We start from the raw sequence: 23,129 nt of genomic DNA on the forward strand, positions 1-23,129 counted from the left end.
GACGTGATGATCAGGGCTTTTGCCAATCCACACCGTTTCATGGCGCTGTCGCGCTGGCTAGCGCCGGTATGTCTGGGCGTTGGCGCCTTGCTCATGCTCTGGAGCGTCTGGCAGGGTCTCTGGGTCGTGCCACAGGATGACTATCAGGGCGGCGATATCATGCGCGCCATGTTCATTCACGTCCCGTCCGCCTGGCTTGCCATGGCAAGCTATATGGGCCTCGCTGCAACCAGCCTTGTCTGGTTTGTCTGGCGACACGAGCTCGCCGACATGGCGGCCAAATCCATCGCCCCGCTTGGCGCGGCCTACACGGCCCTGTGCCTTGCGACAGGCTCGATCTGGGGCAAGCCGACCTGGGGCACATGGTGGCTCTGGGATGATGCCCGCATGATGTCAGTGCTGGTGATGTTCTTCCTGTTTCTTGGCTACATGGCGTTGCGGGCCGCCATGGAGACGCGCCAGAAGGCCGCGCGCGCAGGCGCGATCCTCGCCATGGTGGGCGCCGTCAATGTGCCGCTCATCAAGTTCTCGGTCGATATCTGGTCATCCATCCACCAGGATGCGAGCGTGCTGCGGCTCGACGGTCCGGCCATGCCGCCCGTTTATCTGACACCGCTCCTCATTGGCGGGCTGGCGCACATGATCTTCTTTGCAGGCCTTACCATGATGCTGATGCGCGCTGAGGTCTGGGGCCGGCGCGGTGACGTTCTCATCGCGCGCAAGCTGTCGGGGTCCTGAGCCATGCTTCCAGTCTTTGAACAGAACGCCGCTTTCATCTGGGCGATCTATGCCATCGGCGCGGTCGTGCCGGTCGGGCTGTTTGTCTATGCGCTCATCCGCGCGCGGATGGCTAAACGCCGGCTGGACCGCTTGCAGGCCGAACGGGAGCGGGGCGGATGAAACGCTGGCTGCTTGCTATTCCGGTTGCGCTTCTGCTCGGGCTCGGCGTGCTTGGTGCCTACCAGCTGATGCAGCCCGATGATGAGAGCTTTGTCGCCAAGGCAGACCGCAGCGCGCCTGACCGCGCCTTCCCGCTGCTGGACGCGCCAGACCAGCAGATAAGTTTCGCCTCCCCGCCAGGCGATGGGCCAGTGATGGTGAACCTCTTCGCCAGCTGGTGCGCGCCCTGCCGGGCAGAGCATGACGACATCACTGCGCTCGCGGAGAGCTTTCCGGGGCAGGTCTACGGCCTTGCCTATAAGGATGCGCCTGAAGCGACGCGTGCCTTTCTGGAAGAGCTCGGAAACCCGTTCGAACAGATCGGTGTCGACCCCTCAGGGCAGGGCGGTCTGGATTTCGGCCTGACCGGCGTGCCTGAAACCTTCGTGATCAGTGCGGACGGTCAGATCATCCTGCATGTGCGGGGCCCGCTGGACGCCGAACGTAGCCAGCAGGTCGCAGAGGCGCTTGGCGGTTAGGCCCACCTACTTCTTCTTTTTCTTTTTCTTCTTCTTGTCGGACTTCGACTTGTCCGCCTTGGCTGCCTTGTCCTTCTTGGACTTCTTCGGCTTGGCTTTTGCGGATTTCTCGTCGCTGCCGGCGGCGTCTGCAGCTTCTGCTTCCTCGACCTCAACCTTTTCCTCTGGTGCGCCGATGGCGGCGAGTGACAGGATGAAGCCCGCGCGGCGGTTCGCACGGATCATGGCGAGCAGCTCATTGTCTGCAGCTTCCACGCCCGGCAGCGCCGCCTCATAGACGCCGCGCCCCTTTGCGAGCAGTGACACGACCTTGGCGCGGGCGTCTTCCGGCGATGTGGTGCGCTTGATATAGCCAGACGCCTCCATGCGGCGGACCATTTCGGCCAGCGTGGAGCGGTCAATGCCTGTGCGGTCAACAAGGCTGGACTGGCTCTGGCCTTCTTCGGCCGCCAGCGCCGCGAGCACCGCAAACTGGCGAAGTGTCAGCCCCTGGGCCGCCAGCGCTTCGGTCGACAGATTGACCGCGGCCTGCTGGGCCCTGTGCAGCAAATGGCTGGTCGATTTGGACAGATCAAAGGTCTGCGTATCTTGTTGGTCAGCCATCTCGATCTATCCTTGCAGTTCACTTTGCTTAGTCGATTTTCAGACATTATCTGGAAACAAACAGTGTGCGGATCAATGTGGGTTCGCAATAAACCAGCACGTTAACAGGTTGATGACACAGACAGTGGACGAGAAATTCGAGCTTGGCGTTCCGAATGGCGATGACCGTGAACGCCGGATCTGCCAGACCTGCGGCTTCGTCGATTACCGCAATCCCAGAATCGTAGCGGGCTCGGTGGTGACCAAGGACGACCAGATTCTGCTTTGCAAGCGCGCGATCGAACCGCGCAAGGGCTTCTGGACCCTTCCTGCAGGCTATATGGAGCTTGGCGAAACGATCGAGGAAGCCGCGCAGCGTGAAGCCCGCGAGGAAGCCTGCGCCACGATCGAGATCGACCGGATGCTGGCGACCTACTCCATACCGCGCATCGGTCAGGTGCAGGTGATGTTCCGTGCCCGTCTTGCGTCAGACTTCAAAGCAGGACCTGAGAGCCTCGATGTGCAGCTCTTCGACTGGAAAGATATTCCCTGGTCGGAGCTTGCTTTCCCGACAGTGGTCTGGGCGCTGACCCATTTTGCAGAAACACGCGGACAGGCGGACTTTGTGCCGTTCGGCAATCCGGCAAATACCGACAAGGTTACGCGCTAGCTTCGCTTTTGCTGTTGGCGGCGTCGTCATCGCTGTCGCGCAGATGCTTCATCGTATAAGGCACGTTTGCCGCGCCGAAGGCCAGCGTGATGACCCAGGTGCCGAGCTTCCACCAGGTGGCCCAGGCATCCTCGAAATTGCGTGCCCCGAAGGTAATGCCGAGGAAATCGTACTCCCCAGCTGGTGCCCAGAGCACGCCTGCGATGCGAAGCGGCTCTTCCAGTGGTGGTACGAAATACCGCCAGATGAATTCATTGGCTGCCGCCATGAAGACGAAATAGCCGCCCCAGCGGATCGCAAGCTGAGTCCATGCATGGTCTGGCAGGTCGAACACCGTCTTGAACATCACTTTCCAGATATTCGTGCCGAAGGCGAGCGAGCCAAATATGAAGGCGGCCAGGATCAGCTGCTGGATTGTCGGCTTGGCGTAGATGAAGCCCTTGTCCTGCAACACGATGCCGATGATCCCGAAAGACCCGACGATGCCAGCGCTAAGCAGCGTGAAGAGCGGGACGCGCCCCCCTGTCAGTAACCTGCGGGCGATGAAGCCCACAGTCAGAATGATGAGAACGCCGGTTGCCCAGTAAAGTGCGGTATCGGAATTGATCGCGACATCCACGCCGCCAATAGTGGTTTCGACGTCGATACCGAGCAGCCGGATCAGATTGTATATCGCCACAAAGGCGATCACGGGCAGAAGCTCACCCCAAATCTGGTTAGCTTTGTTGGCGGCAGTGTCCAGGTCGGAGCTTTTGTCTGTCATGAAGCCTGTTACGTAGCTGGGGGCTCGGTGGATGCGTTGCGCCTGTCTTGCACGAATGATCTGGCACCTCCAGCATCAATCGCAAGCACGGCTGCCGCATATACAACTGCTCCCGCGAATGCTTTCGCGATGAGCTCCGGCCAGCCGCCAAGCTCCGGGATAATTGCTATGGCTGGCCACATGGCGAGCGAGGCAGCGAGGATCTTGAGGACCGGTACGAAAGGGAACGGGAAGGCGACATAGCGCCGTCCTCGTCCGGCAATCGCCAGTATGCCGATCGCATAGCTCGCAATCGTGGCGGCAACGGCACCGATAATCCCGAATTGCGGGATCAGCACAATATTCGCCGCGATGTTTACGCCTGCGGGGATCAACATCAGCAGCGCCTGCTCCCCTGTCTTCTGGGCGAGCTGAAAGGCTTCTGCATAGTAATGCATCAGAAGGCCGTTCATGAGCCCGGCAAAGGCGATCCATGGGATGATGCGCGCCGCCTGCTCACGAAGGTCTTCGCCGATGAGCGCCTCAGAAAGCGGCTCGGCGACGAGCGCGAGGCCCATGGCGGCAGGAAGCCCGATCAGCAGCATGGTCGATACAAGACCGCGGGCTTCACGCCGCGCGGCGTCGGGGCCTTCTTCTTCATAGGCAGCAAGGACCAGTGGCTGACCAGCCATGGCGGCCCAGGCACAGAGAAGCAGGATCGTCTTGTCCGCAACGCCATAACCTGCTGCGTATGCACCGACGGCAGCCTCTCCGATAAAGAGGGAGATGAGAAAACGGTCGGCGACGGAGAGGAGGAGGTCGAGCGACAAGGCCGCTGCAATGGGCAGGCCATAGGAATAATAGGCGCGGATCTTGGCCGCGTTCGGGGAGGCGCCCTTCGTCTGCCCCTGCAACCAGAGCAGTTGCGGAATAGCGACAATGAGACCGGCGATTACCAGACCGATAAAGGGGGCTGCGGCGCCTGCGTCGGTCAGCCATGCGATGATCGCCCCCAGCCCGAAGCCACCGAGAAGCTTGAACGAATAGACGAGAACATAGCGCTGCACCTGCTGGCTGGCGCGATGGGCCTCCAGCGTGGCCTGTACCAGCGTGCTGATCGGCATGGACAGCGCAATCCATGGCAGGATGTGCAGGTATCGCGGCATGTGGGAGACGGCGGCAGCCAGTATCACCATCGCGAGCGCGGCAAGCAGCAATGAGCGCAACAATAGCGCCCGCACCGTGGCGAAATGCTCGGCAAGCGCAATTTCACCCTCGGCGCGCGCTTTCGCTGTATAGCGATAGGCGGCGGCCTCACCGGGCGCGAGCGTCAGTGTGTGAATGAGCGCCATGACAGACAGCATCAGCGCATAACGGCCATACTCTTCCGGTCCCAGAAGGCGCGTGAAGACATAGACCGCTCCAAAGGAAGCGAGCGCACTGGCGAGGTTGGCTGGCAGGTAGCCTGCAAGATGGCGGGCGAGTTTCATAGGCCCGCCCCTAACAGCTATATCCGAAAGGAGGATTAAAGGCTGGTCTCAAGCAGGAGGAGCCCCCCGGCCAGAACGCAGGCTGCTATGATGCGGCGCGGCCCGAAACCTTCCTTCAGGAAGACCGCGCCAAGAATTGCCCCGAACACGACAGAGGTTTCGCGCATGGCCGTCACTGTGGCAGCGTCGGTCATGGAAAAAGCGAGCAGCGCCGCGCCATAAGAGATGACCGACGAGACCCCGCCGACAGCGCCGCCGACCAGCTGCGGGCGCAGGCGTTTGAGAAGCTGGCCGCGCCGCGTCCAGACGGTCACCGCCGTGGTGCCGAGCCAGTCGAGAAGGAAAAGCCAGACAATGAAAGTGAAACGGTTTTCCGCAAGGCGCACGCCATAGGCATCGGTTACTGAATATAGCCCGATGCCGAGCGCGGTGAGCCCTGCCCACATAAGCGCGATACGGTCCAGCGACGCCTGATCCAGGGATTTGCCTGCCGGCAGGGCGAAGACGATCAAAGCAAGTGTCGCGAGTGTCAGGCCTGCCCAGCCCAATAGGGTCGGCATCTCCTGCAGGGCGAAGACAGCGATGATTGCGGTTGCGAGCGGCGCCAGCCCGCGCATGACCGGAAAGACAAGCGAGAGGTCGCCCCTGTGGAGGGCGCGGATCATGAAGAACTGGTAGACCCAGTGCGCCCCGATCGCCATTGCAATGGCTGGCCAGAGCGCGGCTTCCGGGAAAGGAACGAAAAAGGCAAAGGGCAGCACGCAGAGCGCCGAGGTGATCGACAGCACCATCCGCGCGCTGAGGACATCGCCGCCCCGCTTCACAGCGAAGTTCGCGAGCGCAACTGTCACAGCGGACAGGAGGCAGAGAAGCAGCGGCAGGGTGGTCGATGACATGGCCTGCCCTGTCGGGCTGGAGCGGCCTGATTGTCAAGCTGGATGGGTGGGGAAAGGAATGCACAAGGACCGCATGCGCCGTCTCGGCGCTCGTGTCCCGTCGACCTAGTAACTAGGTGGGTGCCGGTTAGGATAGGCCACGGCCAGTCCCAGCGCCAGCTCCCTTGACGGAACGTAAGGTCGGCGGACAGCTGGCTTCCTCGAACGCCGCAGCCCTTGTGCTCTGCAAGAGATAATGCGCCCGCCAGTGTTTGAACAGGGCCAATGCATGTCGGTTCGCCGCAGACGGGCGCCCGCCATGATCAATGACAGCGTCTTCATGAAAAACCATTAAATTACAAAGCGCTCACATCCGCCCTCGACGGGTTGAACCATGGCTTTCGATCTGTTTGGCTCCTTCGCGCTAACAAGGAAAGGAGACCATCCATGTCTCTCAACAGATTTCGTTTCGGTGCCGGCGCTGCTCTTGCTGCAGCTATGACCCTTGCAGGCGGCACCGCCGTCGCACAGCAAAGCGCCCCGCAGCAGGCCCAGCCGCAGATGCAGCAGCCGCAGATCGACCCGGTCAGCGACGCTGAGATCGAGCAGTTCGTCGCCGCCAATGGCGCCCTGACAGAGATTGCCGAACAAGCGACCCCGAAGCTGCAGGCAGCTGAGGACCAGGAAGCCGCACAGGCCATCGAAGCTGAAGCGCAAGCTGAGATGATCGCTGCCATCAAGGCAGAAGGGCTGACCGCGCAGCGCTTTACCCAGATCGTACAACTGGCGCAGGTCAATGCCGATCTCGCCACCAAGATCCGCGCGGCAATGAACAGCTAGAGCGCTGTCACGACGCGAGTTTTACGGACAGGGCCCTGCCATTACGGTGGGGCCCTGTTTTTTAAGCGCCAGATAATTCCGCCCTCTGTCAGTCCGGTTTAGGACTTGTCTTGGCCATCGGGGGTTGAGACGCTTCCCGAAACTGGACGCATGACGCCTCGGGAGGCCCGGAAGATGAGATATTTGCTGCTTGCTGGCGCGTTGGCGCTTTCCGCCTGCGGGGGCGACGCGCCTGATGAGGAGGCCCAGGCCGTCCAGCCCGAAACAGGCCCGATGGCGGGGGAAGATCTCCCGGTCGAGCAGCAGCCGCTGCCAGAAATTGTCTCGCCGCTCGCAGAGGCAGATCCGCTAACGCCTGGTAATTATTGTTATTTTCGTCATGACGCGAACGTCACTGAAGGCCTTGAAGTCATGGTCAATGATGACGGTACGGTCAGCGGCGATAATTGGGGCATCATCCATCAGGAAGCGGCCGGTTATTACGCGGCTTTCTCGACGACGCTCACAAGTGGCATGATTGATGAGACGGCGGCGGTCATGTTCGACACCCAGACGGAAGTTGATGGTGACAGCCAGCGCGGCAGTGCGGTCTGGTATCTCGCGGCCGAGGGCGCTGTTCCTGACGGGCTCGACATCATGCTGGAGCCTGCCGAGTGCGAAGGCCTCGAAGAGCGGGTTCAGGAGAACGGCGCACCTTAGATCTAGTCTACTCCACACAGAAAAAGCCCCGGCTTTTCAAGGCCGGGGCGTTCTTTTGGCTGGCGGACGGTTGCCTAGTTGAGCAGCTGAGTCACAAGCTGGGTCGCCAGCTGCACCATGACGATATCGCCATCGACTTCAGCATAATAATAGCCGTCGCGCGGCGCGTTCAGACCATAGCGGTCATAGTCACGGATTACGCGATAGTCGTTATAGGTCCGCCCATTATAGCGAATGGCGTCACGCTGGCCGTCTTCATAGCCTTCATTATAGGCACGCTGCTCATCGCGGCGGTCGTCATACCGGTCGCGGTAGTCGCTGCGGTCGCCGCCGGGGGTACACCAGCCTTTTTTGGCGTGGCCTGGCGGACAATGCTGAGGGTCAGCAAAGGCCGGGGTGGCGGTCGCTGCAAAGGCGGCGGCAGCAGCGCCATAAGCGCCGAATTTAATGAGCTTTTTCATGAGCTTTTTGTCCTTTCGATGCGTTCTGCACGGCATTGAAACGGACATGGGGAACAGCCAGTTCCCGTGAGCGACCTTAACTTGAGTTAAGACAAGCTACTTTGCAAAGAGCCGACCCATATCGGCGAACGCCTTGATTTCTATGGCATTACCTGACGGGTCGGTGAAGAACATGGTCGCCTGCTCGCCCGGCTCACTCTTGAAGCGGATATAAGGCTCGATAAGAAAATCCACATTGCCTTCAAGGCGTTGGCGAAGCGCCTCCCAGCTCTCCGTGTCCAGAACCAGCCCGAAATGGCGCACGGGCACGCCTTTCCCGTCTACTTCATTAGTTTGAGCCGTTCCGCATAGTTCTGGCGCGAGATGCGCGACGATCTGGTGCCCGTAGAAGTCAAAATCGACCCATTCCGGGCTCGACCGGCCCTCCGGGCAGCCCAGAAGCTCCCCGTAAAAGCTGCGCGCGGCGGAAAGGTCATGGACCGGAAAGGCAAGATGAAAGGGATGCATAAGTCGGAAACTCGCGTGGAAGCCCCGGCGGGTCAATCTCGATTTTCCGGTCGGAAGGTGTGGGGGAAACGCGGCGGTTCAGACGGTGCAGTGACGGTGCACTGGTGGTGTATGGGCGGTGTTTTTTGGAGGGGGTGAGAAAATTTGGTCGTTTTCAGAAGATTCGACGCCGTTGAACCTATCGCCCCCTTCTCCCGGCTGCGGGAGAAGGGTTGGGGATGAGGGCTGATCCGGTCGCTCTTGGCGCTATGTTGCTGAATGTCACCAACGCCGGGGCCCTAACTCCTGGCCCCTCTCCCGAACTCCAGGGGGAGGTCATTCCCTTATGCGTTTGGCGATTTCATCTCTGACCAGAGTAATAAGATGATCGCCGCTCATCGCTGTCTCAGCCGGAACGCGGATCACATGCCAACCGGCCGAGCGAAGCATTGCGTCGCGCTCAACATCGTTCTTATGGACGGCTTCGAGGCTATGGATCGCGCCATCTATTTCGATCACCAGCCTCAGGGACCGGATCGCGAAATCGACGGTCAGGCCTTTGACGCTGACCTGCCGCCTGACCGCATAGCCTTCCGCACGCAGCTGGCGGAGCGTCTCCCAAGCCTTCTGCTCAGGCGCGTTCGCGCGTCGGCGAAGCGACCTTGCGCGCCGGGTTGATGGGTATTCGCTCATCGAACGACTATCGTTTCGGTTGAGAGAACTCGCAAGCGGTTCGTCTATCGCCCCCTTCTCCCGGCCTCGGGAGAAGGGCCGGGGATGAGGGCTGCAACGTTGCGGCCATATCCAGGTTTGGCGTTTGTCTCGACGGCAGAGCCCTCACCCCTGCCCCTCTCCCGCAGCCGGGAGAGGGGGAGGTCTGATAGCAATTTGTTCGCAAGAATGTTCGCTCTTCGCGAACAAAAAAATGGAGCCTACATTGCTGGCGTGCTACAAAATCAAGAAGGCGGCTCCGAGTTGCTACCTCGAAGCCGCCCCTGTGGTAGGGTCTGCTATTCGGTGTTCCGGGTAGAAACGAGAACAGCCAAATGCAGGCCCTTGATCACGACGCCAATAACGGTGGCGATCGCACTCACCCACACTGCAGCGTCAGTCATTTGACCTGCTCCTATGTGGCGCCCCCTTGCTGAGGGCACGCCCATATTGGCCTAATTTCTTCAAAGATTGCAGGCTTGACGAATCCGAAAACGGCCATCGTCCACAGCGAATATTAGGCTTGTGGACTACTCTGTTTGTGAGGCCGGGCTTTGCCGGTAGCTGCGGGACTTCAAAGCGTTACATGACTGTGCACAAACGTGGGTGATCTGTGGGTAAACCTTTAGCCCAAGTTCCTGCATGTCCGCGCTATGTTCCGCCCACTACACATCCACCTCAGCTTCAAGCGCATTGTCCTGAATGAACTCGCGGCGGGGTTCGACGACGTCGCCCATGAGGCGGGTGAACATGTCGTCGGCGTCGTCGGCGTGGGCGACCTTGACCTTGAGCAGGGTGCGGGCATTGGCGTCGAGCGTGGTTTCCCAGAGCTGGTCGGCATTCATTTCGCCCAGACCCTTATAGCGCTGGATCTTGAGGCCCTTGCGGCCTGAGGCGAGCACGGCTTCGAACAGGCCGACCGGGCCGTGGACGACGACTTCGCCAGACTTGTCATGGCGCAGGATGGCCGGGCTTTCATAGAGGTGGCGCACATGCTGGGCGTGGCTGTTCAGGCGGATCGCGTCCTGGCTGGCGAGCAGCGAGCGGTCCAGAACGGCTTTTTCCTCGACCGAGCGCACTTCACGGCGGAGGGTCAGGTTGCCGTCCTCGAACGTACCTTCCCAGGTGTCTTCGCCTTCCTCTGCGATGAGGTTGAGGCGTTCGGCGGTCTTCTTCGCATTGGTGTCGTCAGCCTCAGGGGCGAGCGCACCGGCAATGGCGGCCTGCTCGACGATATGGCCCGGCGCGCGTAGTGAAAGGCGCCAGAGGGCGGTCTTGAAGGCGGCGGCTTCGCGGACATTGGCGCGCAGGTCTTCGCCTGCGATCTGCGTGCCGTCCTGAAGGATGAGTGCCTCGCCGGTCGTGCCCTCTTCGATGAGGTAATTGTCCATCTCGATATCGTCTTTGAGATAGCGCTCAGAGCGCCCGCGGCTGACTTTGTAGAGCGGCGGCTGGGCGATGTAGAGATAGCCCTTCTCGATGATTTCCGGCATCTGACGATAGAAGAAGGTCAGCAGAAGGGTCCGGATGTGCGCGCCGTCGACGTCGGCGTCAGTCATGATGATGATCTTGTGATAGCGCAGCTTGTTGATGTCGAACTCATCGCGGCCAATGCCGGCGCCAAGCGCCATGATGAGCGTGCCGACCTGGTCAGAGCTCAGCATCTTGTCGAAGCGGGCGCGTTCCACGTTGAGGATCTTGCCGCGCAGGGGAAGAATAGCCTGGTTCGAGCGGTCGCGGCCCTGTTTCGCCGAGCCACCAGCAGAGTCACCCTCGACGATGAAGATTTCGGACTTGGACGGGTCCTTTTCCTGACAGTCGGCCAGCTTGCCGGGCAGGGAGGTGATGTCGAGTGCGGTCTTGCGGCGGGTCAGTTCGCGCGCCTTGCGGGCCGCTTCGCGGGCGGCGGCGGCCTCGACGATCTTCTGCATGATACCGAGCGCTTCTTTCGGGTTCTCCTCGAACCATTCGGAAAGCTTCTCGCCCATCAGGCTCTCGACCACTGGGCGCACTTCGGAGCTGACGAGTTTGTCCTTGGTCTGCGACGAGAATTTCGGGTCAGGCACTTTGACAGAGAGGACGCAGGTCAGGCCTTCACGTGCATCGTCGCCGGAGATGTCGACTTTCTCCTTCTTCGCGATGCCCGTTTCGGACGCATACTTGTTGATGATGCGGGTCAGCGCACCGCGGAAGCCGGCAAGGTGGGTGCCGCCATCGCGCTGCGGGATGTTGTTCGTAAAGCAGAGCACCTGCTCATGATAGCTGTCGGTCCAGGCCAGCGCCGCCTCGACCGTGATGCCGTCCTTCTCGCCGACCGCGTAGATCGTGTCGGGGATGAGGGTCTGGCGCTGGCGGTTGAGGTGCTCGACAAAGGCTTTGACGCCGCCTTCATATTCGAGGATGGCTTCATAGGCTTCTGGCCCGCGTTCGTCGCGGAAGACGATGCGCACGCCGGAATTGAGGAAGGCGAGTTCCCGCAGGCGGTGTTCCAGCGTCTTGCGGTCATATTCGGTCATGGTGAAGGTCGAAGACGACACCATGAAACGCACGGCTGTGCCGGTCAGTACCTTGCCGTTGGGGCGGTTCGGGCTGGTGCCGACTTCTTTCAATGGGGCTTCCACCGCGCCGCCATCGATGAAGCGGACGAAGTGCTCCTTGCCGCCGCGATGAATGCGAAGCTCCAGCCAGTCAGACAGCGCGTTGACGACAGACACGCCAACGCCGTGAAGGCCGCCAGACACCTTGTAGGAGTTCTGGTCGAACTTACCGCCCGCATGCAGCTGGGTCATGATGACCTCGGCGGCAGAGACGCCTTCTTCCTTGTGCATCTCGACCGGAATGCCGCGGCCATTGTCGGTGATTTCGGCAGAGCCATCGGCGTGCAGCGTGACGGTGACTTCGTCCGCATGACCGGCAAGGGCTTCGTCGATCGCGTTGTCGACGACTTCGTAAATCATGTGGTGAAGACCGGACCCATCATCAGTGTCACCGATATACATGCCAGGGCGCTTGCGGACCGCTTCGAGGCCTTTGAGGACCTTGATCGAGTCGGCGCCATATTCGGGCATGTTGTCTGTCGGTTCAGCCATGGGAGCGTGTCGCTTTCTGATTCGTCACAATTGCCTGAAATTATAGAGGATTTGTGTCAGAAAGGGAAATCGCGGCACGGTTTCAGCATCCGGTAATCCGGTGTGTTTTCAGGGGCTTGCAGAGGGGCGTGGCAGGGCCTGCAAAAAGTTTCCGCAGGCCCCGTCGGAATGATGCCGAAAGTGGGCTGAAGCGGCCTAATCCTTGAAGACAGGCGCGCGTTTTTCCCGGAAGGCTGCGGCCGCTTCGGCGAACTCTGCTGACTGCAGCTGTGCGGCAAAAATCTCGCCCTCGGCGCGCATCTGGTTCGAGATCGCTTCGCGCGAATGATTGATCAGTGCCTTGGATTTCAGGACCGCGTTTGGCGGGGATGCCGCGATCTTGCGGGCGGTGTCGATGGCTGTCTTCATCAGGTCGGTATCAGCCGTTACGCGTGAGACGAGCCCGCAGGCCAGCGCCTCATTGGCGCTGAGGATGCGCCCGGCGAGCAGCACTTCATTGGCCATGGAGCGGCCGACAACGGCGGGCAGGGTGAGCGAGGAGCCAGCCTCTGGCACAAGGCCGAGCTGGGTAAAGGGCGCGCGGAGATTTGCGCTCTCAGCGGCAAACGAAATGTCGCAATGCAGCAGCATGGTCAGGCCAACGCCAATCGCGGGCCCGTTCACGGCGGCGATGAGCGGCTTTTCAGCGTCACGGATGGCGTTCAGGAAGCGGGTAACGGGCGGCGTGCCGCTTTCGCGTTCGTCGATGGACGCAAAGTCAGACAGGTCATTGCCAGCGGTGAACATGTCGCCTTCGCCGGTGATGATGATGGCGCGGATGGACTTGTCGCTATTGGCGCCGTTCACCGCATCCGCCATCGCGCCATACATGGCCTGCGTCAGCGCATTTTTGCGCTCCGGGCGCGCAATGGTGAGGGTCAGGATATAATCTTCGAGGTGAGATTTGATATGCTCGCTCATGGCCGGTCGGCTCCTGTCTGTCAGTGGTTCAGGATGCTTGTGGCGCAGGCACCCGGGCCGAAGCAAGCGCTACCATTGTTCGAGGCGGTTCTGACAGGCGGTTCAGGCCTGCTCAGAGGCCAGAATGCGCTCTGGAAGAGCCGAGACAGTGTAGCGATAGCTGCCGGGCTGGATATCGATCTCGGCCTCGCCGCCAAACGTCTTCGGTGCGATCCGCTTCAGGATGACGCTGCCAAAGCCGCCTTTGGCTTTCTTCAGGCTGTTATCGACGCGCGGTGTCTTGAGGCTCTCCTCCCAGGAGAACCGGAGGTGGTCACCGGATGACCAGCCGAAACAGGCCTGCCCGCCTTCACCGCCCAGCGCGCCATGCTTGACCGAGTTGATGCCAAGCTCATGCAGCATGAGGGACATGGCAAAGGCCGCACGGGGGGTAATGTCGAAATCGCTCTCGGCCTCGACTTGCACGACAGGTTCGCCAGCCCCGGCCTCGAAAGCAGCCAGGGTCTTCTGGGCAAGCTCGCGCATCGAAACAGATTCTGTACCGCTAGAGGCAATAAGCGACTGGGTAAGGGCGAGCGCGTTCACTTTCTCGCGCAGACGCGAGACGTATTCTTCATGCTCGAGGTCAGCCTTGTCGAGCAGGGAGATGAGCGAAGAGACGTGGGCATACATATTGCCCATGCGATGTTGCAGCTCACGGTTGATGACCGACAGCTCACTCATTTCGCGGAGCTTTTCATCGCGCTGGATAAGGCCGATCACGCTGTCGGCAATATCGCGCAGGATCTCCCGGTCCGTATCGTCGAAGGTCTCTCGCGGCTCATAGTCTATGACGCATAGCGTGCCGATTGCATGGCCATCGGCCATGATGAGGGGCGCGCCTGCATAGAAGCGAATATGCGGGTCGCCTGTGACGAGCGGATTGGAGGCAAAGCGGGGGTCCTTCGTCGCATCGAGCACGACTGTAATGTCGGACCGCTCGATCGCATGCGTGCAGAAGGAAATGTCGCGGCTTGTCTCTTTGCTGCTGAAGCCGTGACAGGACTTGAACCACTGGCGGTCGCTATCGATGAGCGACACGAGTGCTGTTTCAACTTCCAGAGAATTGGCGGCAAGTCGGGTGAGGCGGTCGAAACGCTCATCCTGTTCACTGTCGAGCAGGTTTGTCTCGACTAGCGCATTCAGACGCTCTGTTTCGCTCATGATCCCCTCGGCGCTCCCCGTGCAATCCTCGCGGGTGAAACTCCCGCTAAACTCACTCCAGAAGTGTTCAGTCTCAGTGTGATTACAAGGCCGCGAAGGCAGGCGAGACATGTCCAAAGTTAAAAAGGGATGGGAGCGACGTCTAGGCTAAAATAGCCGCGCCGCCTGTCTCAATCTCGATATGCTGGGCGCGGTCGCCGAACGCATCGAACAAAAACCGTTCGGTACCGGTCAGCCAGCTTTGGCCCGGCAGGGAGCTTAACTCATCGAACAGCGCTGCGCGCCGGTCCGCATCAAGGTGAGCAGCCGCCTCATCGAGCAGTAGGAGGGGTGCGGGTCCATCCCCATCTCCTGCGAGCGCGGTTGCCGAAGCCAGAATGAGGCCGATGAGAAGCGCCTTTTGCTGCCCGGTTGAGGCATCGCCCGCGACCATACCGGTCGGTCGGTGGATGACCTTGAGATCGCTGCGGTGTGGGCCTGTCAGTGTGCGGCCAGCTGCGGCGTCGCGCCGGCGCATGCTGCGATAGGTTTCGGTCAGGCTTTCGAAAATGGTCTTGAAATCCTCACCGGCGGCGGCGGAGGTTTCAGCCTCACCTTCCAGAGAAAGGTCGCCCTTTGGGAAATAGCCTTCGGGCCGGGCATCGACGGCGGCTTGCAGGCCTTCAAGAACGTTGGCCCGGTTGATGGCGAGCTCTGCGCCCGCCTCGGCCATACGGGTCTCAATCGCGTCGGCCCATGCCGGATCGACATGGCCGCGCTCGAGAAGGGCGTTGCGCTCTCGCATGGCGCGCTCATAGCGGGCTGCCGCCGTACCGTGCGAAGGAATGTGCGCCATGACCTGGCGGTCGAAGAAGCGGCGCCGGTCGGACGCGCCGCCGCGAAAGATGGAGTCCATGGCAGGGGTCAGCCAGACGATGCGGACAAGGTCCGCAAGGTCTCCCGCCTGGGACGGGGCGCCGTCGATGCGGATCACACGCTTGGAAGAGCTTCCATCTGTCTCCAGCCCGACGCCGATGCGTCTGTCATCGAGATTGGCGGACACGGTCCAGCCGCTCTCTGCGCCGTGTCGGGTGAGGTCGGAAAGGGATGCGCTGCGCAGCCCGCGGCCTGGCCCGAGCTGTGAGATCGCTTCCAACAGGTTGGTTTTTCCAGCGCCATTTGCCCCGAACAGGCAGACATGCCGCCCGTCGAGATCGAGCGATAGTGTCTCGTAGTTGCGGAAATCCTTGAGGCGCAGGCGTGTAAGGGCGGTCATCGCCCTCGTTTACACCCGAAGCGGCATCAGCACGTAGCGTGCAGCCGGATCTGCAGGATCGAGGATGAGGGCAGGAGAGGCCGGATCATTCAACATGAACTCGGCGTCTTCGGCTTCAATCTGCGCGGTGACATCGAGGAGGTATTTGGCGTTGAAGCCAATTTCCATCGCGTCCGCGCTATAGTCGCACTCAATCTCTTCATGGCCCTGACCGGTTTCAGCCGAGTTCACGGCGAGGGTGAGGCGGCCATCGTCAAGCGAGAGTTTGACCGAACGTGAGCGCTCCGCCGACACGGTCGAGACGCGGTCGACAGCAGACTCGAACGCCTTGTTGTCAATGACCAGGCGCTTGTCATTGCCCTTCGGGATGACGCGCTGATAGTCGGGGAAGGCCCCGTCGATCAGCTTGGACGTCAGCACGGCGCGACCTGCGCGGAAGACAATCTTGGTTTCCGAGACAGAGACCGACACGTCGCCATCGGCACTGTCGATCAGGCGGCGGACTTCGGCGACGGCCTTGCGCGGAACGATGACGCCATCGAGACCTTCGGCGCCCGACGGGGCTTCGCAATCGGCGAGTGCGAGCCGGTGGCCATCGGTTGCGACAGCGCGAAGCACCTTGCCCTTCTCGCCATCGGCGGTGTGCAGGTAGACGCCGTTGAGATAGTAGCGCGTCTCTTCGGTGGAGATCGCAAAGCGTGTCTTGTCGATCAGGCGGCGGAGGTCGGCAGCCTCGACATCGAACGTCACCGCGCCATCGTCGCCCGTCATGGTCTGGAAGTCGCTGGCCGGAAGCGTAGGCAGTGCAAAGTTGGCCCGGCCAGACCGGATGGTCAGGCGGCGGTTTTCCGGATTGAGTTCCAGCTCGACATCGGCGCCGGAGGGCAGCTTGCGGACAACGTCGAACAGGGTGCCGGCCGGGGCGGTCACAGCGCCTTCGCTGGTAATCGTCGCGTCGGCGCTGTCGACGGCCTCGATGTCGAGATCGGTCGCGACGAAGGTGACCTGGCCACCCTGTGCTTCCATCAGAACGTTGGAAAGGATCGGAATGGTGTTGCGGCGCTCGACCACGTTCTGCACGTGCGACAGCGCGTTGAGCAGGTCACTTCGTTCAATCGTCAGCTTCATGCGTCAGCCCATTACAACGGCCCAGTTCGGACCGCATCCTTTCCTGCCCGTCTGGACGGGCGTTAAACTCGAATCGGCCCGCCTTCTGAGCGAAGACGGGCCGAGTACACTTGTCAAAATCAGTGAAATTGCAAGCCCTGTGCGGCCAATCGCTGCTTAGAAATATGGCCTCAGGGTGCGGGCGTTCAGCCGTTGCCTTCCGACTGGATGTCGAAGACGGCCTCACGGACCTGTTCGACCTGACGTACCATTTCCGGATCGGTCTGAAGCTGGCCCTTCACCTTGCGCCATGCGTGAATGACGGTGGTGTGGTCCTTCTTGCAGAAGGAGCGAGCGATCTGCGGCAGCGATTTGTCAGTCATCTCGCGGCAGAGATACATGGCGACCTGGCGCGGCGCGCAGACATTGCGCGACTTGCTGGAGCTTTCGATCTCCGACTTGGAGAGGTTGTAGCTGCGCATGGCGGCCCGCTTGATATTGTCGAGCGACGGGGCCTGGTATTCGCCCTGCTGGCGGCGAAGAACCGTGCACAGCATCTCGAAGGTCGGCGCGATCTCGCCATAGCGGGTTTCAGACTGCAGGGAGTAGAGCACGCCGCAAAGGTCACGGCCCGGGCCGCGAACTGTGGCGACGATCTTCTCGCGCATTTCCTCGTCAATCTCGAAGTTTGGCTGACCTTGCTGGATGAGGTTCGCGTGAAGGCTGACGATCTGGCGGCGCATGTCCTGATCAGGAAGGCCAACCTCGACAGCGGCGGCGCCCATCAGTTCACCGCGCATGCGGGCAGAGAAGCCTTTGAGGTCGCCTGGTGCCTCATCAGCGGTCAGGATGACCCGGCCACCTTCGGCAGTCACGGCGCGCAGGGACGCAAAGAAGGCCTCATCGGTCTTCTTCTTGTTCGCAATCCACTGCAGGTCGTCGATCAGCAGAAGGTCATTATCGCGGACCTGTGACTTCAGGCGGCGCGTATCGCCATCACGCGCGCCATCAACGAAGGCGGTCATGAATTCTTCGGCCGACATATAGGTGACGCGGCGGCCATCGTCCTGACGGATGACGGCTTTCTCGATCGAGCGCAGGATGTGCGTCTTGCCGGTACCCTGGCGCCCATAGATGAGGGCGACGTCGGCGTGGACCTGCTTGTTCTCGACCGTGACTTCCGCAAGGCGGACAGCGGCGCGGTTGGTGTCACCGACGATCAGCGTTTCAAAGCTCATCGCGCTACCGTGACGCCCCGGGGTAGGTGAGGACGTGGCCGGCGTCTCGGTCTCTGCCTGGCCTGCGGCTTCAGTGTCGCCAGTCCATGGATAGGCGACGAGGTCGCGCGTGTCTGCCGGAATGTCTTTCCAGCAGGCGATCTTGAGCGCACGGCCGCGCGGGTCGGCCTTGCGCCAGGCGCGGCGCAGCATGGGGCGGTGCTGGCTATTGATGCGCTCATAGGCAAGCTGGTCGCGTGCCGCGATCAGGACCGTGCCATTGTCGTCAGCGACGAAGCGGAGATCGGAAATCCACTTGTCGAAATCATGCGGAGACGTTTCCTGTCGAGCGTCTTCGAGAACGGTGCGCCAGAGATCCATGCCCCTGTGATCATCGCCGCGCCGGGTGCCAGTGTTTTTCTCACTCTCGTGCCTGCCAGATTCTTCTTGCAGCCCCATAGGAACTTCCCCTTTTTTCTGTGTTTTGTCCTATTCTCTACGCGTCGACTCAGATCATAGCTCGGGTGCTCGAGCCTGGTGGGGCCCGTCCAAAAAAAACTGCCGTACAGAGATCAAATTCCGTCGATGGCTGAAGTTAACCACAGGGCTTCCAAACCTGTCTACAAGCCTTTTTGGGAATCTTCGGCACTTCTGGAGTTGACTCATTTCTGTCACCGAAAAAGCGGCAGTGAATCAAACACGTAAGCTTGTGTAAAAAAATATAGGTACGATTTGTGCCGTTTTCACAGCTTGATGTTCCGATTTTGTTCTGTCAACTTAATGGGCTTGGAAATGCTGTGAAAAACCCGTTTTTTGGCACCAAAAACCTTCAATTTTTTGCCAATGATTAAGCAACGAAAAAAGGCCTGCATGATCGCTCATGCAGGCCTTGCAAATTTTCAGAGACGGCCCCGAAGGGTGTCGTCTTAGCCCATCGCCTTGATGCGCGCGCTGAGACGCGAAATCTTGCGGGAGGACGTATTCTTGTGCAGCACGCCTTTGCCGGCAGCGCGCATGATTTCCGGCTGGGCAACCTGGAGAGCGGTCTGCGCAGCGGACTTGTCGCCCGACGCAATTGCTTCCTCTACCTTGCGGATAAAGCGGCGCATGCGCGAACGGCGTGCGGTGTTGATTTCCGTGCGGCGCGCGATCTTGCGCACCATCTTCTTGGCTGAGCGTGTATTCGCCATCAAAAACTCCTGAGTGTCCCGTCGGACGCAAGCGGCGGACATACCCAAAGGCCCCTTCTGCGTCAACTGTGATGGGCTGTATCGGCTGAAGAAAGCGCAGCGCCCGTCGCAGGTGCGTCGGTGAGGCGCAGGAACGCGCCCCGGACTGTGCGCTTTGTACCTCAGCAAACACGAGGACTAAAGCCATGACCCAAGCCGCCCGCGCCGCCATTGTCGACAAGGCCGAGGCCGAGTTTCGCCTTGCTGATGTACAGATAGATGATCCGGGCCCGCATGAGGTGCGGATACGTATTATCGCCACCGGTCTCTGCCATACTGACCTCGCTGTGCGCGATGGGATGCTGCCTACCAATTTCCCGGTGGTGCTTGGGCATGAGGGCGCGGGTATCATCGAAGCGGCCGGTAAACATGTAGATGGGCTGAAGACTGGCGACCGCGTCGTTCTCAGCTATGGCTCTTGCGGGTGCTGTCGTCCCTGTATGGAAGGTGATCCTGCCTATTGCGACGACTTCACTGACCTCAACTTCCTTAACAAGCGCCTCGGCAGCGAAGGCAAGGTGTTCAAGGACGATGTGAACGCTGCTTTCTTCCAGCAATCCTCCTTTGCCACCTACGCGATCGCGCATGAGCGCAATGTGGTGAAAGTGCCGGACGAGGCACCGCTCAAACTTCTCGGCCCACTTGGCTGCGGAATCCAGACCGGTGCAGGCGCGGTTCTCAACACCCTCGCCCCGCGCACTGGGACCTCCATCGCAATCAGCGGGGTCGGTAGTGTGGGCCTTTCGGCTGTGATGGCCGCAAAGCTTTCAGGCTGCCAACCGATTATCGCCATCGACATGCAGGAAGATCGTCTGAAGCTCGCACAGGAGCTCGGCGCAACGCACACGATCAAGGCGGATGCAGGCGAGGTGCCAGAAATGGTTCGTGAAATCGCGCCCGAAGGTGTCGATGCCGTTATAGAATGTTCGGGCGCCAAGTCCGCAGCGCGCAAAGGGTGGGCATCGCTTGCGAACCGCGGTGCCCTTTTGATCGTCGGCGCACCACCCGGCGGGACCGCTTACGATTTCGATGCCAATGAGCACATTTTAAGCGGCCGCAAGATCATTGGCTGTGTCGAAGGCGACAGCGTCGTGAAAGTCTTCATCCCGCGACTTATCCAACACTATCTTGATGGCAATTTCCCGTTCGACCGGCTGGTCAGCGAGTACCGCTTCGATGACATCAACAAGGCTGTCCAAGACATGGAGGACGGCAAGGCGATCAAGCCTATCCTGATCATGTCCGAGGATAGCTGATATAAGAGAGGCGCACCTGGTAAATCCGGGTGCGCCTCATTCTTTTCAATTAGATTGCGTCGCCTAGCGGTTCTTGAAGTGCGGCTCGCGCTTCTCGACGAAGGCTTCCATGCCTTCCTTCTGGTCTTCGGTAGCGAAGAGGGAATGGAAGAGGCGGCGCTCGAACAGGACACCCTGGCTGAGCGTGGTTTCATAGGCGGCGTTGACCATTTCCTTGGTCATCATCGCGGTTGCGCGCGGCATGGACGCAATCTTGCGGGCGACAGAGCGGGCTTCGTCCACGAGGTCATCAGTTGGCACGATGCGGGAGACGAGGCCGCAGCGCTCGGCTTCTTCAGCGTCCATCATGCGGCCAGTGAGGCACATTTCCATGGCCTTGGACTTGCCTGCAAAGCGGGTAAGGCGCTGTGTACCGCCTGCGCCGGGTGAAACGCCGATGGTGATCTCCGGCTGGCCAAACTTGGCATTCTCTGCCGCAAGGATGAAGTCACACATCATGGCAAGCTCACAGCCGCCCCCAAGGGCGTAGCCGGAGACAGCCGCGATGACTGGCTTGCGCATGCGGGACGCGCGCTCCCAATTGCGAGTAATGAAGTCAGCATAATACGCGTCGAGATAGGACTGCTCGCGCATTTCCTTGATGTCGGCACCTGCGGCAAACGCCTTCTTGGAGCCGGTGATGACGATGCAACCGATTGAGGCGTCATTGTCGAACCGGTCGAGCGCTTCGGTCAGCTCATCCATGAGCGCATTATTGAATGCGTTAAGCGCGTCGGGACGGTTCAGCGTGATGATGGCAACTGCCTCATCCACCTCAGTCAAAAGCGTTTCATAGGCCATGATACGATCTGGTTCCTGTGCTTGCTTGCCTTTCGCGGTCTTAGCCGCAAGTTGGGGAGGGATAGGGGAAGAAAGACCCCGCGTCGATAGGGAGTGACCAGCATGATGATGACCAACCTGAAGAGTTCTGTGGGTGGAGGGGCTTTCCTCCTGGCGGCGATGGTGGCGGTCTGTCCGACGGCTGCGGCCCAGTCGGCGGACGCGCAGACCGACGAAGCCGGCGACGCGCCTACCCCTTTTGAATATAGCGATCCGGCTGAAGGCGACCGGATGCCATCAGGCCGGGATATCGGCACACGTTCTTCGGTTGTGGCACCACATGCGGCGGCTGCCACGGCCCATCCGCTGGCGACGCGGATCGCCCTCAATGTCATGGAAGATGGCGGTAACGCCGTGGATGCAGCGATTGCGGCGAATGCCATGCTCGGCCTGGTCGAGCCGACGGGCAATGGCATTGGCGGTGATCTCTTCGCCATTGTCTGGGACCCGGAGACCGAAACGCTTTACGGTTATAATGGCTCTGGCCGCTCTGCGATGGGCGCGACACTGGAAGACATGCAGGCGGCAGCTGACGAATTCATGAATGGCGAGGAAATTCCGCCCTATGGCGCAGCCCCCGTCACCGTTCCCGGCACAGTCGATGGCTGGTTCGCCCTGCATGACAGGTTCGGCAGCGTCGGCATGGATGAGTTGCTCGCCCCAACAGTGAGCTATGCCCGCGAAGGCGCGCCGATCCCGGAAGTCATCGCTTATTACTGGGGCCGCAGCGCCGCCAACTTCCCGCAATATGCGACAAGCGGCATGATCGAGGAATTCGACAATGCGCGTGAGACCTTTTTCTCCCCTACGCCGCGCGAAGGGTCTCTCTTTACCAATCCAGACCTTGCCAACACGCTGGAGACTATAGGCGCCGAAGGCCGCTCTGCTTTCTATGAAGGCGAGATTGCGCGCACGATGGGCGCCTATTTCGAGCGGATCGGCGGATATCTTCGCTATGAGGACTTTGCCGCCCATGAGGGCGAATGGACCGAACCGCTCTGCGTCGACTATCGCGAGACTCGCCTCTGTGAGCTGGGGCCGAACACGCAGGGTGTGGCCGCGCTCCAGATGCTTCAGATGCTGGAAGGGTTTGACCTTCGCGGCATGGGCTTTGGCTCGCCGGATTCCATCATGGCGCAGGTTGAGGCCAAGCGCCTTGCCTTTGCCGACCGCGCCAAGGGCTATGCCGACGCGGATTTCAGCGGTGTTGATCCGGAGGTCTTCATCCGTGACGGCTATAATGTCGAGCGCGCGCAGGCGATCAGTCTGACAGAGCCGATGACGCAGGTCGATGCCGGTATGGACTTTCAGGCCATGGCGGCCGACGAGACGCTGGAAGAGGGCGACACGACCTATCTGACAGTCGCTGACCAGAACGGTATGATGGTCTCGCTGATCCAGTCGAACTATCGCGGTATGGGCACGGGGCTAGTTGCAGATGGGCTTGGCTTCATGTTTCAGGATCGCGGCCAGCTCTTCAGCCTCGACCCGGAGCATCCGAATGCATTCGAGCCGGGCAAGCGTCCCTTCCACACCATCATTCCTGCCTTTGCCTACAAGCAGGTCGAGGGTGAGTATGAGCCCTGGATGAGCTTCGGCCTGATGGGCGGCGGCATGCAGCCACAGGGCCATGTCCAGATCATTTTGAACCTAGTTGACTATGATATGGGCCTTCAGGAGGCGGGTGATGCGGCCCGCTGGGAGCATAGGGGCGGCTGTGAGCCGACCGACGACTATTCCGGCGATACCTGCATCAACGAATTGGGTGTAGTGCATCTGGAAAGCGGTATCCCGCCCGAAACCCGCGCCGAACTCGAAGCTCGCGGCTATACGGTCGAGTGCTGCGATGCAAACGGCGGCGGCTATCAGGCGATTATGAAGGATTTCGAGTCTGGTGCCTGGATCGCGGCCACTGAGATGCGCAAGGATGGAACAGCGGGCGGGTTCTAACGCCTGTTCT

Annotated in this window: 23 protein-coding genes and 1 other RNA gene; 8 read left to right on the top strand and 16 right to left on the bottom strand. The window is 60.5% G+C overall.

From position 1 onward, the window contains the following. Nucleotides 1-6: 6 nt before the first annotated feature. The 3 genes from ccmC to D1224_RS09705 are packed head-to-tail and all read left to right on the top strand — an operon-like array spanning nt 7 to nt 1,418. On the top strand, nt 7-738 hold the full coding sequence (gene ccmC, locus D1224_RS09695; protein ID WP_119379674.1) for a heme ABC transporter permease CcmC: 732 nt from the start codon (nt 7-9) through the stop codon (nt 736-738). 3 nt (nt 739-741) lie between these two features. Further along, nucleotides 742-900, top strand: a complete 159-nt coding sequence (locus tag D1224_RS09700) for a heme exporter protein CcmD (RefSeq protein WP_119379675.1) — start codon at nt 742-744, stop codon at nt 898-900. Continuing rightward, nucleotides 897-1,418: a redoxin family protein gene (locus D1224_RS09705; protein ID WP_119379676.1), complete on the top strand. Its 522-nt coding sequence runs from the start codon at nt 897-899 to the stop codon at nt 1,416-1,418. The genes D1224_RS09700 and D1224_RS09705 overlap by 4 nt, the downstream gene beginning before the upstream one ends. 6 nt (nt 1,419-1,424) lie before the next feature. Here D1224_RS09705 and D1224_RS09710 read toward each other — a convergent pair whose 3' ends face one another. Continuing rightward, the gene (locus D1224_RS09710; RefSeq protein WP_119379677.1) at nt 1,425-2,021 is read right to left on the bottom strand and encodes a MarR family winged helix-turn-helix transcriptional regulator; all 597 of its coding nucleotides are present in this window, start codon (nt 2,019-2,021) and stop codon (nt 1,425-1,427) included. Nucleotides 2,022-2,133: 112 nt separating this feature from the next. Between D1224_RS09710 and D1224_RS09715 the strand changes: the two genes are divergently transcribed. Continuing rightward, complete coding sequence (locus D1224_RS09715; protein WP_119379678.1) at nt 2,134-2,670, top strand: NUDIX hydrolase; 537 nt, start codon at nt 2,134-2,136, stop codon at nt 2,668-2,670. Here the strand turns inward: D1224_RS09715 and D1224_RS09720 are convergent. The 4 genes from D1224_RS09720 to ssrS form a co-directional block, all read right to left on the bottom strand. Continuing rightward, nucleotides 2,660-3,433: an inner membrane-spanning protein YciB gene (locus tag D1224_RS09720; RefSeq protein ID WP_119379679.1), complete on the bottom strand. Its 774-nt coding sequence runs from the start codon at nt 3,431-3,433 to the stop codon at nt 2,660-2,662. The genes D1224_RS09715 and D1224_RS09720 overlap by 11 nt on opposite strands. A gap of 8 nt (nt 3,434-3,441) precedes the next feature. Then, nucleotides 3,442-4,902 (bottom strand): lipopolysaccharide biosynthesis protein, encoded by a 1,461-nt coding sequence (locus tag D1224_RS09725; RefSeq protein ID WP_119379680.1) that lies wholly within the window; start codon nt 4,900-4,902, stop codon nt 3,442-3,444. A gap of 35 nt (nt 4,903-4,937) precedes the next feature. Beyond that, nucleotides 4,938-5,798 carry a DMT family transporter gene (locus D1224_RS09730; protein ID WP_119379681.1) on the bottom strand — a complete coding sequence of 287 codons (861 nt, stop codon included), beginning with the start codon at nt 5,796-5,798 and terminating at the stop codon, nt 4,938-4,940. Between the two features lie 62 nt (nt 5,799-5,860). Beyond that, a non-coding RNA gene (gene ssrS, locus D1224_RS09735) (6S RNA) lies at nt 5,861-6,017 on the bottom strand. A gap of 207 nt (nt 6,018-6,224) precedes the next feature. On the opposite strand from ssrS, the gene D1224_RS09740 reads away from it, so the two are divergent. Both D1224_RS09740 and D1224_RS09745 read left to right on the top strand, forming a co-directional pair. After that, nucleotides 6,225-6,617, top strand: coding sequence for a DUF4168 domain-containing protein (locus D1224_RS09740; RefSeq protein WP_119379682.1), 393 nt, complete (start codon nt 6,225-6,227; stop codon nt 6,615-6,617). A gap of 174 nt (nt 6,618-6,791) precedes the next feature. Beyond that, nucleotides 6,792-7,316 (top strand): hypothetical protein, encoded by a 525-nt coding sequence (locus D1224_RS09745; RefSeq protein WP_147372360.1) that lies wholly within the window; start codon nt 6,792-6,794, stop codon nt 7,314-7,316. Between the two features lie 74 nt (nt 7,317-7,390). On the opposite strand, the gene D1224_RS09750 is transcribed toward D1224_RS09745, so the two are convergent. From D1224_RS09750 to rpsT, 10 genes are all read right to left on the bottom strand, one after another. Further along, on the bottom strand, nt 7,391-7,777 hold the full coding sequence (locus tag D1224_RS09750; protein ID WP_182482226.1) for an RcnB family protein: 387 nt from the start codon (nt 7,775-7,777) through the stop codon (nt 7,391-7,393). A gap of 96 nt (nt 7,778-7,873) precedes the next feature. Beyond that, nucleotides 7,874-8,284, bottom strand: a complete 411-nt coding sequence (locus tag D1224_RS09755; RefSeq protein WP_119379685.1) for a VOC family protein — start codon at nt 8,282-8,284, stop codon at nt 7,874-7,876. A 315-nt stretch (nt 8,285-8,599) separates the two neighbouring features. Further along, the gene (locus D1224_RS09760; RefSeq protein WP_119379686.1) at nt 8,600-8,956 is read right to left on the bottom strand and encodes an endonuclease domain-containing protein; all 357 of its coding nucleotides are present in this window, start codon (nt 8,954-8,956) and stop codon (nt 8,600-8,602) included. A 683-nt stretch (nt 8,957-9,639) separates the two neighbouring features. Further along, nucleotides 9,640-12,063, bottom strand: coding sequence for a DNA topoisomerase (ATP-hydrolyzing) subunit B (gene gyrB, locus D1224_RS09765; RefSeq protein ID WP_119379687.1), 2,424 nt, complete (start codon nt 12,061-12,063; stop codon nt 9,640-9,642). Between the two features lie 195 nt (nt 12,064-12,258). Next, nucleotides 12,259-13,023, bottom strand: coding sequence for an enoyl-CoA hydratase-related protein (locus tag D1224_RS09770; RefSeq protein WP_119379688.1), 765 nt, complete (start codon nt 13,021-13,023; stop codon nt 12,259-12,261). Nucleotides 13,024-13,125: 102 nt separating this feature from the next. Beyond that, entirely contained in the window at nt 13,126-14,226 is a 1,101-nt protein-coding gene (locus D1224_RS16755) for a sensor histidine kinase (protein WP_119379689.1), read from the bottom strand. 142 nt (nt 14,227-14,368) lie between these two features. Then, nucleotides 14,369-15,481: a DNA replication/repair protein RecF gene (recF, locus tag D1224_RS09780; protein ID WP_119379690.1), complete on the bottom strand. Its 1,113-nt coding sequence runs from the start codon at nt 15,479-15,481 to the stop codon at nt 14,369-14,371. A gap of 9 nt (nt 15,482-15,490) precedes the next feature. Beyond that, a complete protein-coding gene (dnaN, locus tag D1224_RS09785) occupies nt 15,491-16,609 on the bottom strand; it encodes a DNA polymerase III subunit beta (RefSeq protein ID WP_119379691.1) in 1,119 nt (372 codons plus the stop codon). 185 nt (nt 16,610-16,794) lie between these two features. Then, nucleotides 16,795-18,264: a DnaA ATPase domain-containing protein gene (locus tag D1224_RS09790; protein ID WP_119379692.1), complete on the bottom strand. Its 1,470-nt coding sequence runs from the start codon at nt 18,262-18,264 to the stop codon at nt 16,795-16,797. A 467-nt stretch (nt 18,265-18,731) separates the two neighbouring features. Continuing rightward, entirely contained in the window at nt 18,732-18,995 is a 264-nt protein-coding gene (gene rpsT, locus D1224_RS09795; protein ID WP_119379693.1) for a 30S ribosomal protein S20, read from the bottom strand. 185 nt (nt 18,996-19,180) lie between these two features. Here rpsT and D1224_RS09800 point away from each other — a divergent pair, with 185 nt between their 5' ends. Then, nucleotides 19,181-20,290, top strand: coding sequence for an NAD(P)-dependent alcohol dehydrogenase (locus tag D1224_RS09800; RefSeq protein WP_119379694.1), 1,110 nt, complete (start codon nt 19,181-19,183; stop codon nt 20,288-20,290). 63 nt (nt 20,291-20,353) lie between these two features. Here the strand turns inward: D1224_RS09800 and D1224_RS09805 are convergent, their stop codons facing one another. Beyond that, nucleotides 20,354-21,130: an enoyl-CoA hydratase gene (locus D1224_RS09805; RefSeq protein ID WP_119379695.1), complete on the bottom strand. Its 777-nt coding sequence runs from the start codon at nt 21,128-21,130 to the stop codon at nt 20,354-20,356. 108 nt (nt 21,131-21,238) lie between these two features. On the opposite strand from D1224_RS09805, the gene D1224_RS09810 reads away from it, so the two are divergent. Then, nucleotides 21,239-23,119, top strand: coding sequence for a gamma-glutamyltransferase family protein (locus tag D1224_RS09810; protein ID WP_407647458.1), 1,881 nt, complete (start codon nt 21,239-21,241; stop codon nt 23,117-23,119). Nucleotides 23,120-23,129: the final 10 nt, after the last annotated feature.

This window comes from Henriciella barbarensis, assembly GCF_003576345.1.
Taxonomy (GTDB): Bacteria; Pseudomonadota; Alphaproteobacteria; order Caulobacterales; family Hyphomonadaceae; genus Henriciella; species Henriciella barbarensis.

What these genes read in the sequence shown, in the direction of transcription:
- D1224_RS09770 (WP_119379688.1), bottom strand. Translation starts at nt 13,023, where the DNA reads ATGAGCGAGCATATCAAATCTCACCTCGAAGATTATATCCTGACCCTC.
- D1224_RS09730 (WP_119379681.1), bottom strand. Translation starts at nt 5,798, where the DNA reads ATGTCATCGACCACCCTGCCGCTGCTTCTCTGCCTCCTGTCCGCTGTG.
- D1224_RS09790 (WP_119379692.1), bottom strand. Translation starts at nt 18,264, where the DNA reads ATGGGGCTGCAAGAAGAATCTGGCAGGCACGAGAGTGAGAAAAACACT.
- rpsT (WP_119379693.1), bottom strand. Translation starts at nt 18,995, where the DNA reads ATGGCGAATACACGCTCAGCCAAGAAGATGGTGCGCAAGATCGCGCGC.
- D1224_RS09745 (WP_147372360.1), top strand. Translation starts at nt 6,792, where the DNA reads ATGAGATATTTGCTGCTTGCTGGCGCGTTGGCGCTTTCCGCCTGCGGG.
- D1224_RS09805 (WP_119379695.1), bottom strand. Translation starts at nt 21,130, where the DNA reads ATGGCCTATGAAACGCTTTTGACTGAGGTGGATGAGGCAGTTGCCATC.
- D1224_RS09800 (WP_119379694.1), top strand. Translation starts at nt 19,181, where the DNA reads ATGACCCAAGCCGCCCGCGCCGCCATTGTCGACAAGGCCGAGGCCGAG.
- D1224_RS09750 (WP_182482226.1), bottom strand. Translation starts at nt 7,777, where the DNA reads ATGAAAAAGCTCATTAAATTCGGCGCTTATGGCGCTGCTGCCGCCGCC.
- D1224_RS09760 (WP_119379686.1), bottom strand. Translation starts at nt 8,956, where the DNA reads ATGAGCGAATACCCATCAACCCGGCGCGCAAGGTCGCTTCGCCGACGC.
- D1224_RS09740 (WP_119379682.1), top strand. Translation starts at nt 6,225, where the DNA reads ATGTCTCTCAACAGATTTCGTTTCGGTGCCGGCGCTGCTCTTGCTGCA.
- recF (WP_119379690.1), bottom strand. Translation starts at nt 15,481, where the DNA reads ATGACCGCCCTTACACGCCTGCGCCTCAAGGATTTCCGCAACTACGAG.
- D1224_RS09710 (WP_119379677.1), bottom strand. Translation starts at nt 2,021, where the DNA reads ATGGCTGACCAACAAGATACGCAGACCTTTGATCTGTCCAAATCGACC.
- D1224_RS16755 (WP_119379689.1), bottom strand. Translation starts at nt 14,226, where the DNA reads ATGAGCGAAACAGAGCGTCTGAATGCGCTAGTCGAGACAAACCTGCTC.
- D1224_RS09810 (WP_407647458.1), top strand. Translation starts at nt 21,239, where the DNA reads ATGACCAACCTGAAGAGTTCTGTGGGTGGAGGGGCTTTCCTCCTGGCG.
- D1224_RS09715 (WP_119379678.1), top strand. Translation starts at nt 2,134, where the DNA reads ATGACACAGACAGTGGACGAGAAATTCGAGCTTGGCGTTCCGAATGGC.
- gyrB (WP_119379687.1), bottom strand. Translation starts at nt 12,063, where the DNA reads ATGGCTGAACCGACAGACAACATGCCCGAATATGGCGCCGACTCGATC.
- D1224_RS09700 (WP_119379675.1), top strand. Translation starts at nt 742, where the DNA reads ATGCTTCCAGTCTTTGAACAGAACGCCGCTTTCATCTGGGCGATCTAT.
- dnaN (WP_119379691.1), bottom strand. Translation starts at nt 16,609, where the DNA reads ATGAAGCTGACGATTGAACGAAGTGACCTGCTCAACGCGCTGTCGCAC.
- D1224_RS09725 (WP_119379680.1), bottom strand. Translation starts at nt 4,902, where the DNA reads ATGAAACTCGCCCGCCATCTTGCAGGCTACCTGCCAGCCAACCTCGCC.
- D1224_RS09755 (WP_119379685.1), bottom strand. Translation starts at nt 8,284, where the DNA reads ATGCATCCCTTTCATCTTGCCTTTCCGGTCCATGACCTTTCCGCCGCG.
- ccmC (WP_119379674.1), top strand. Translation starts at nt 7, where the DNA reads ATGATCAGGGCTTTTGCCAATCCACACCGTTTCATGGCGCTGTCGCGC.
- D1224_RS09720 (WP_119379679.1), bottom strand. Translation starts at nt 3,433, where the DNA reads ATGACAGACAAAAGCTCCGACCTGGACACTGCCGCCAACAAAGCTAAC.
- D1224_RS09705 (WP_119379676.1), top strand. Translation starts at nt 897, where the DNA reads ATGAAACGCTGGCTGCTTGCTATTCCGGTTGCGCTTCTGCTCGGGCTC.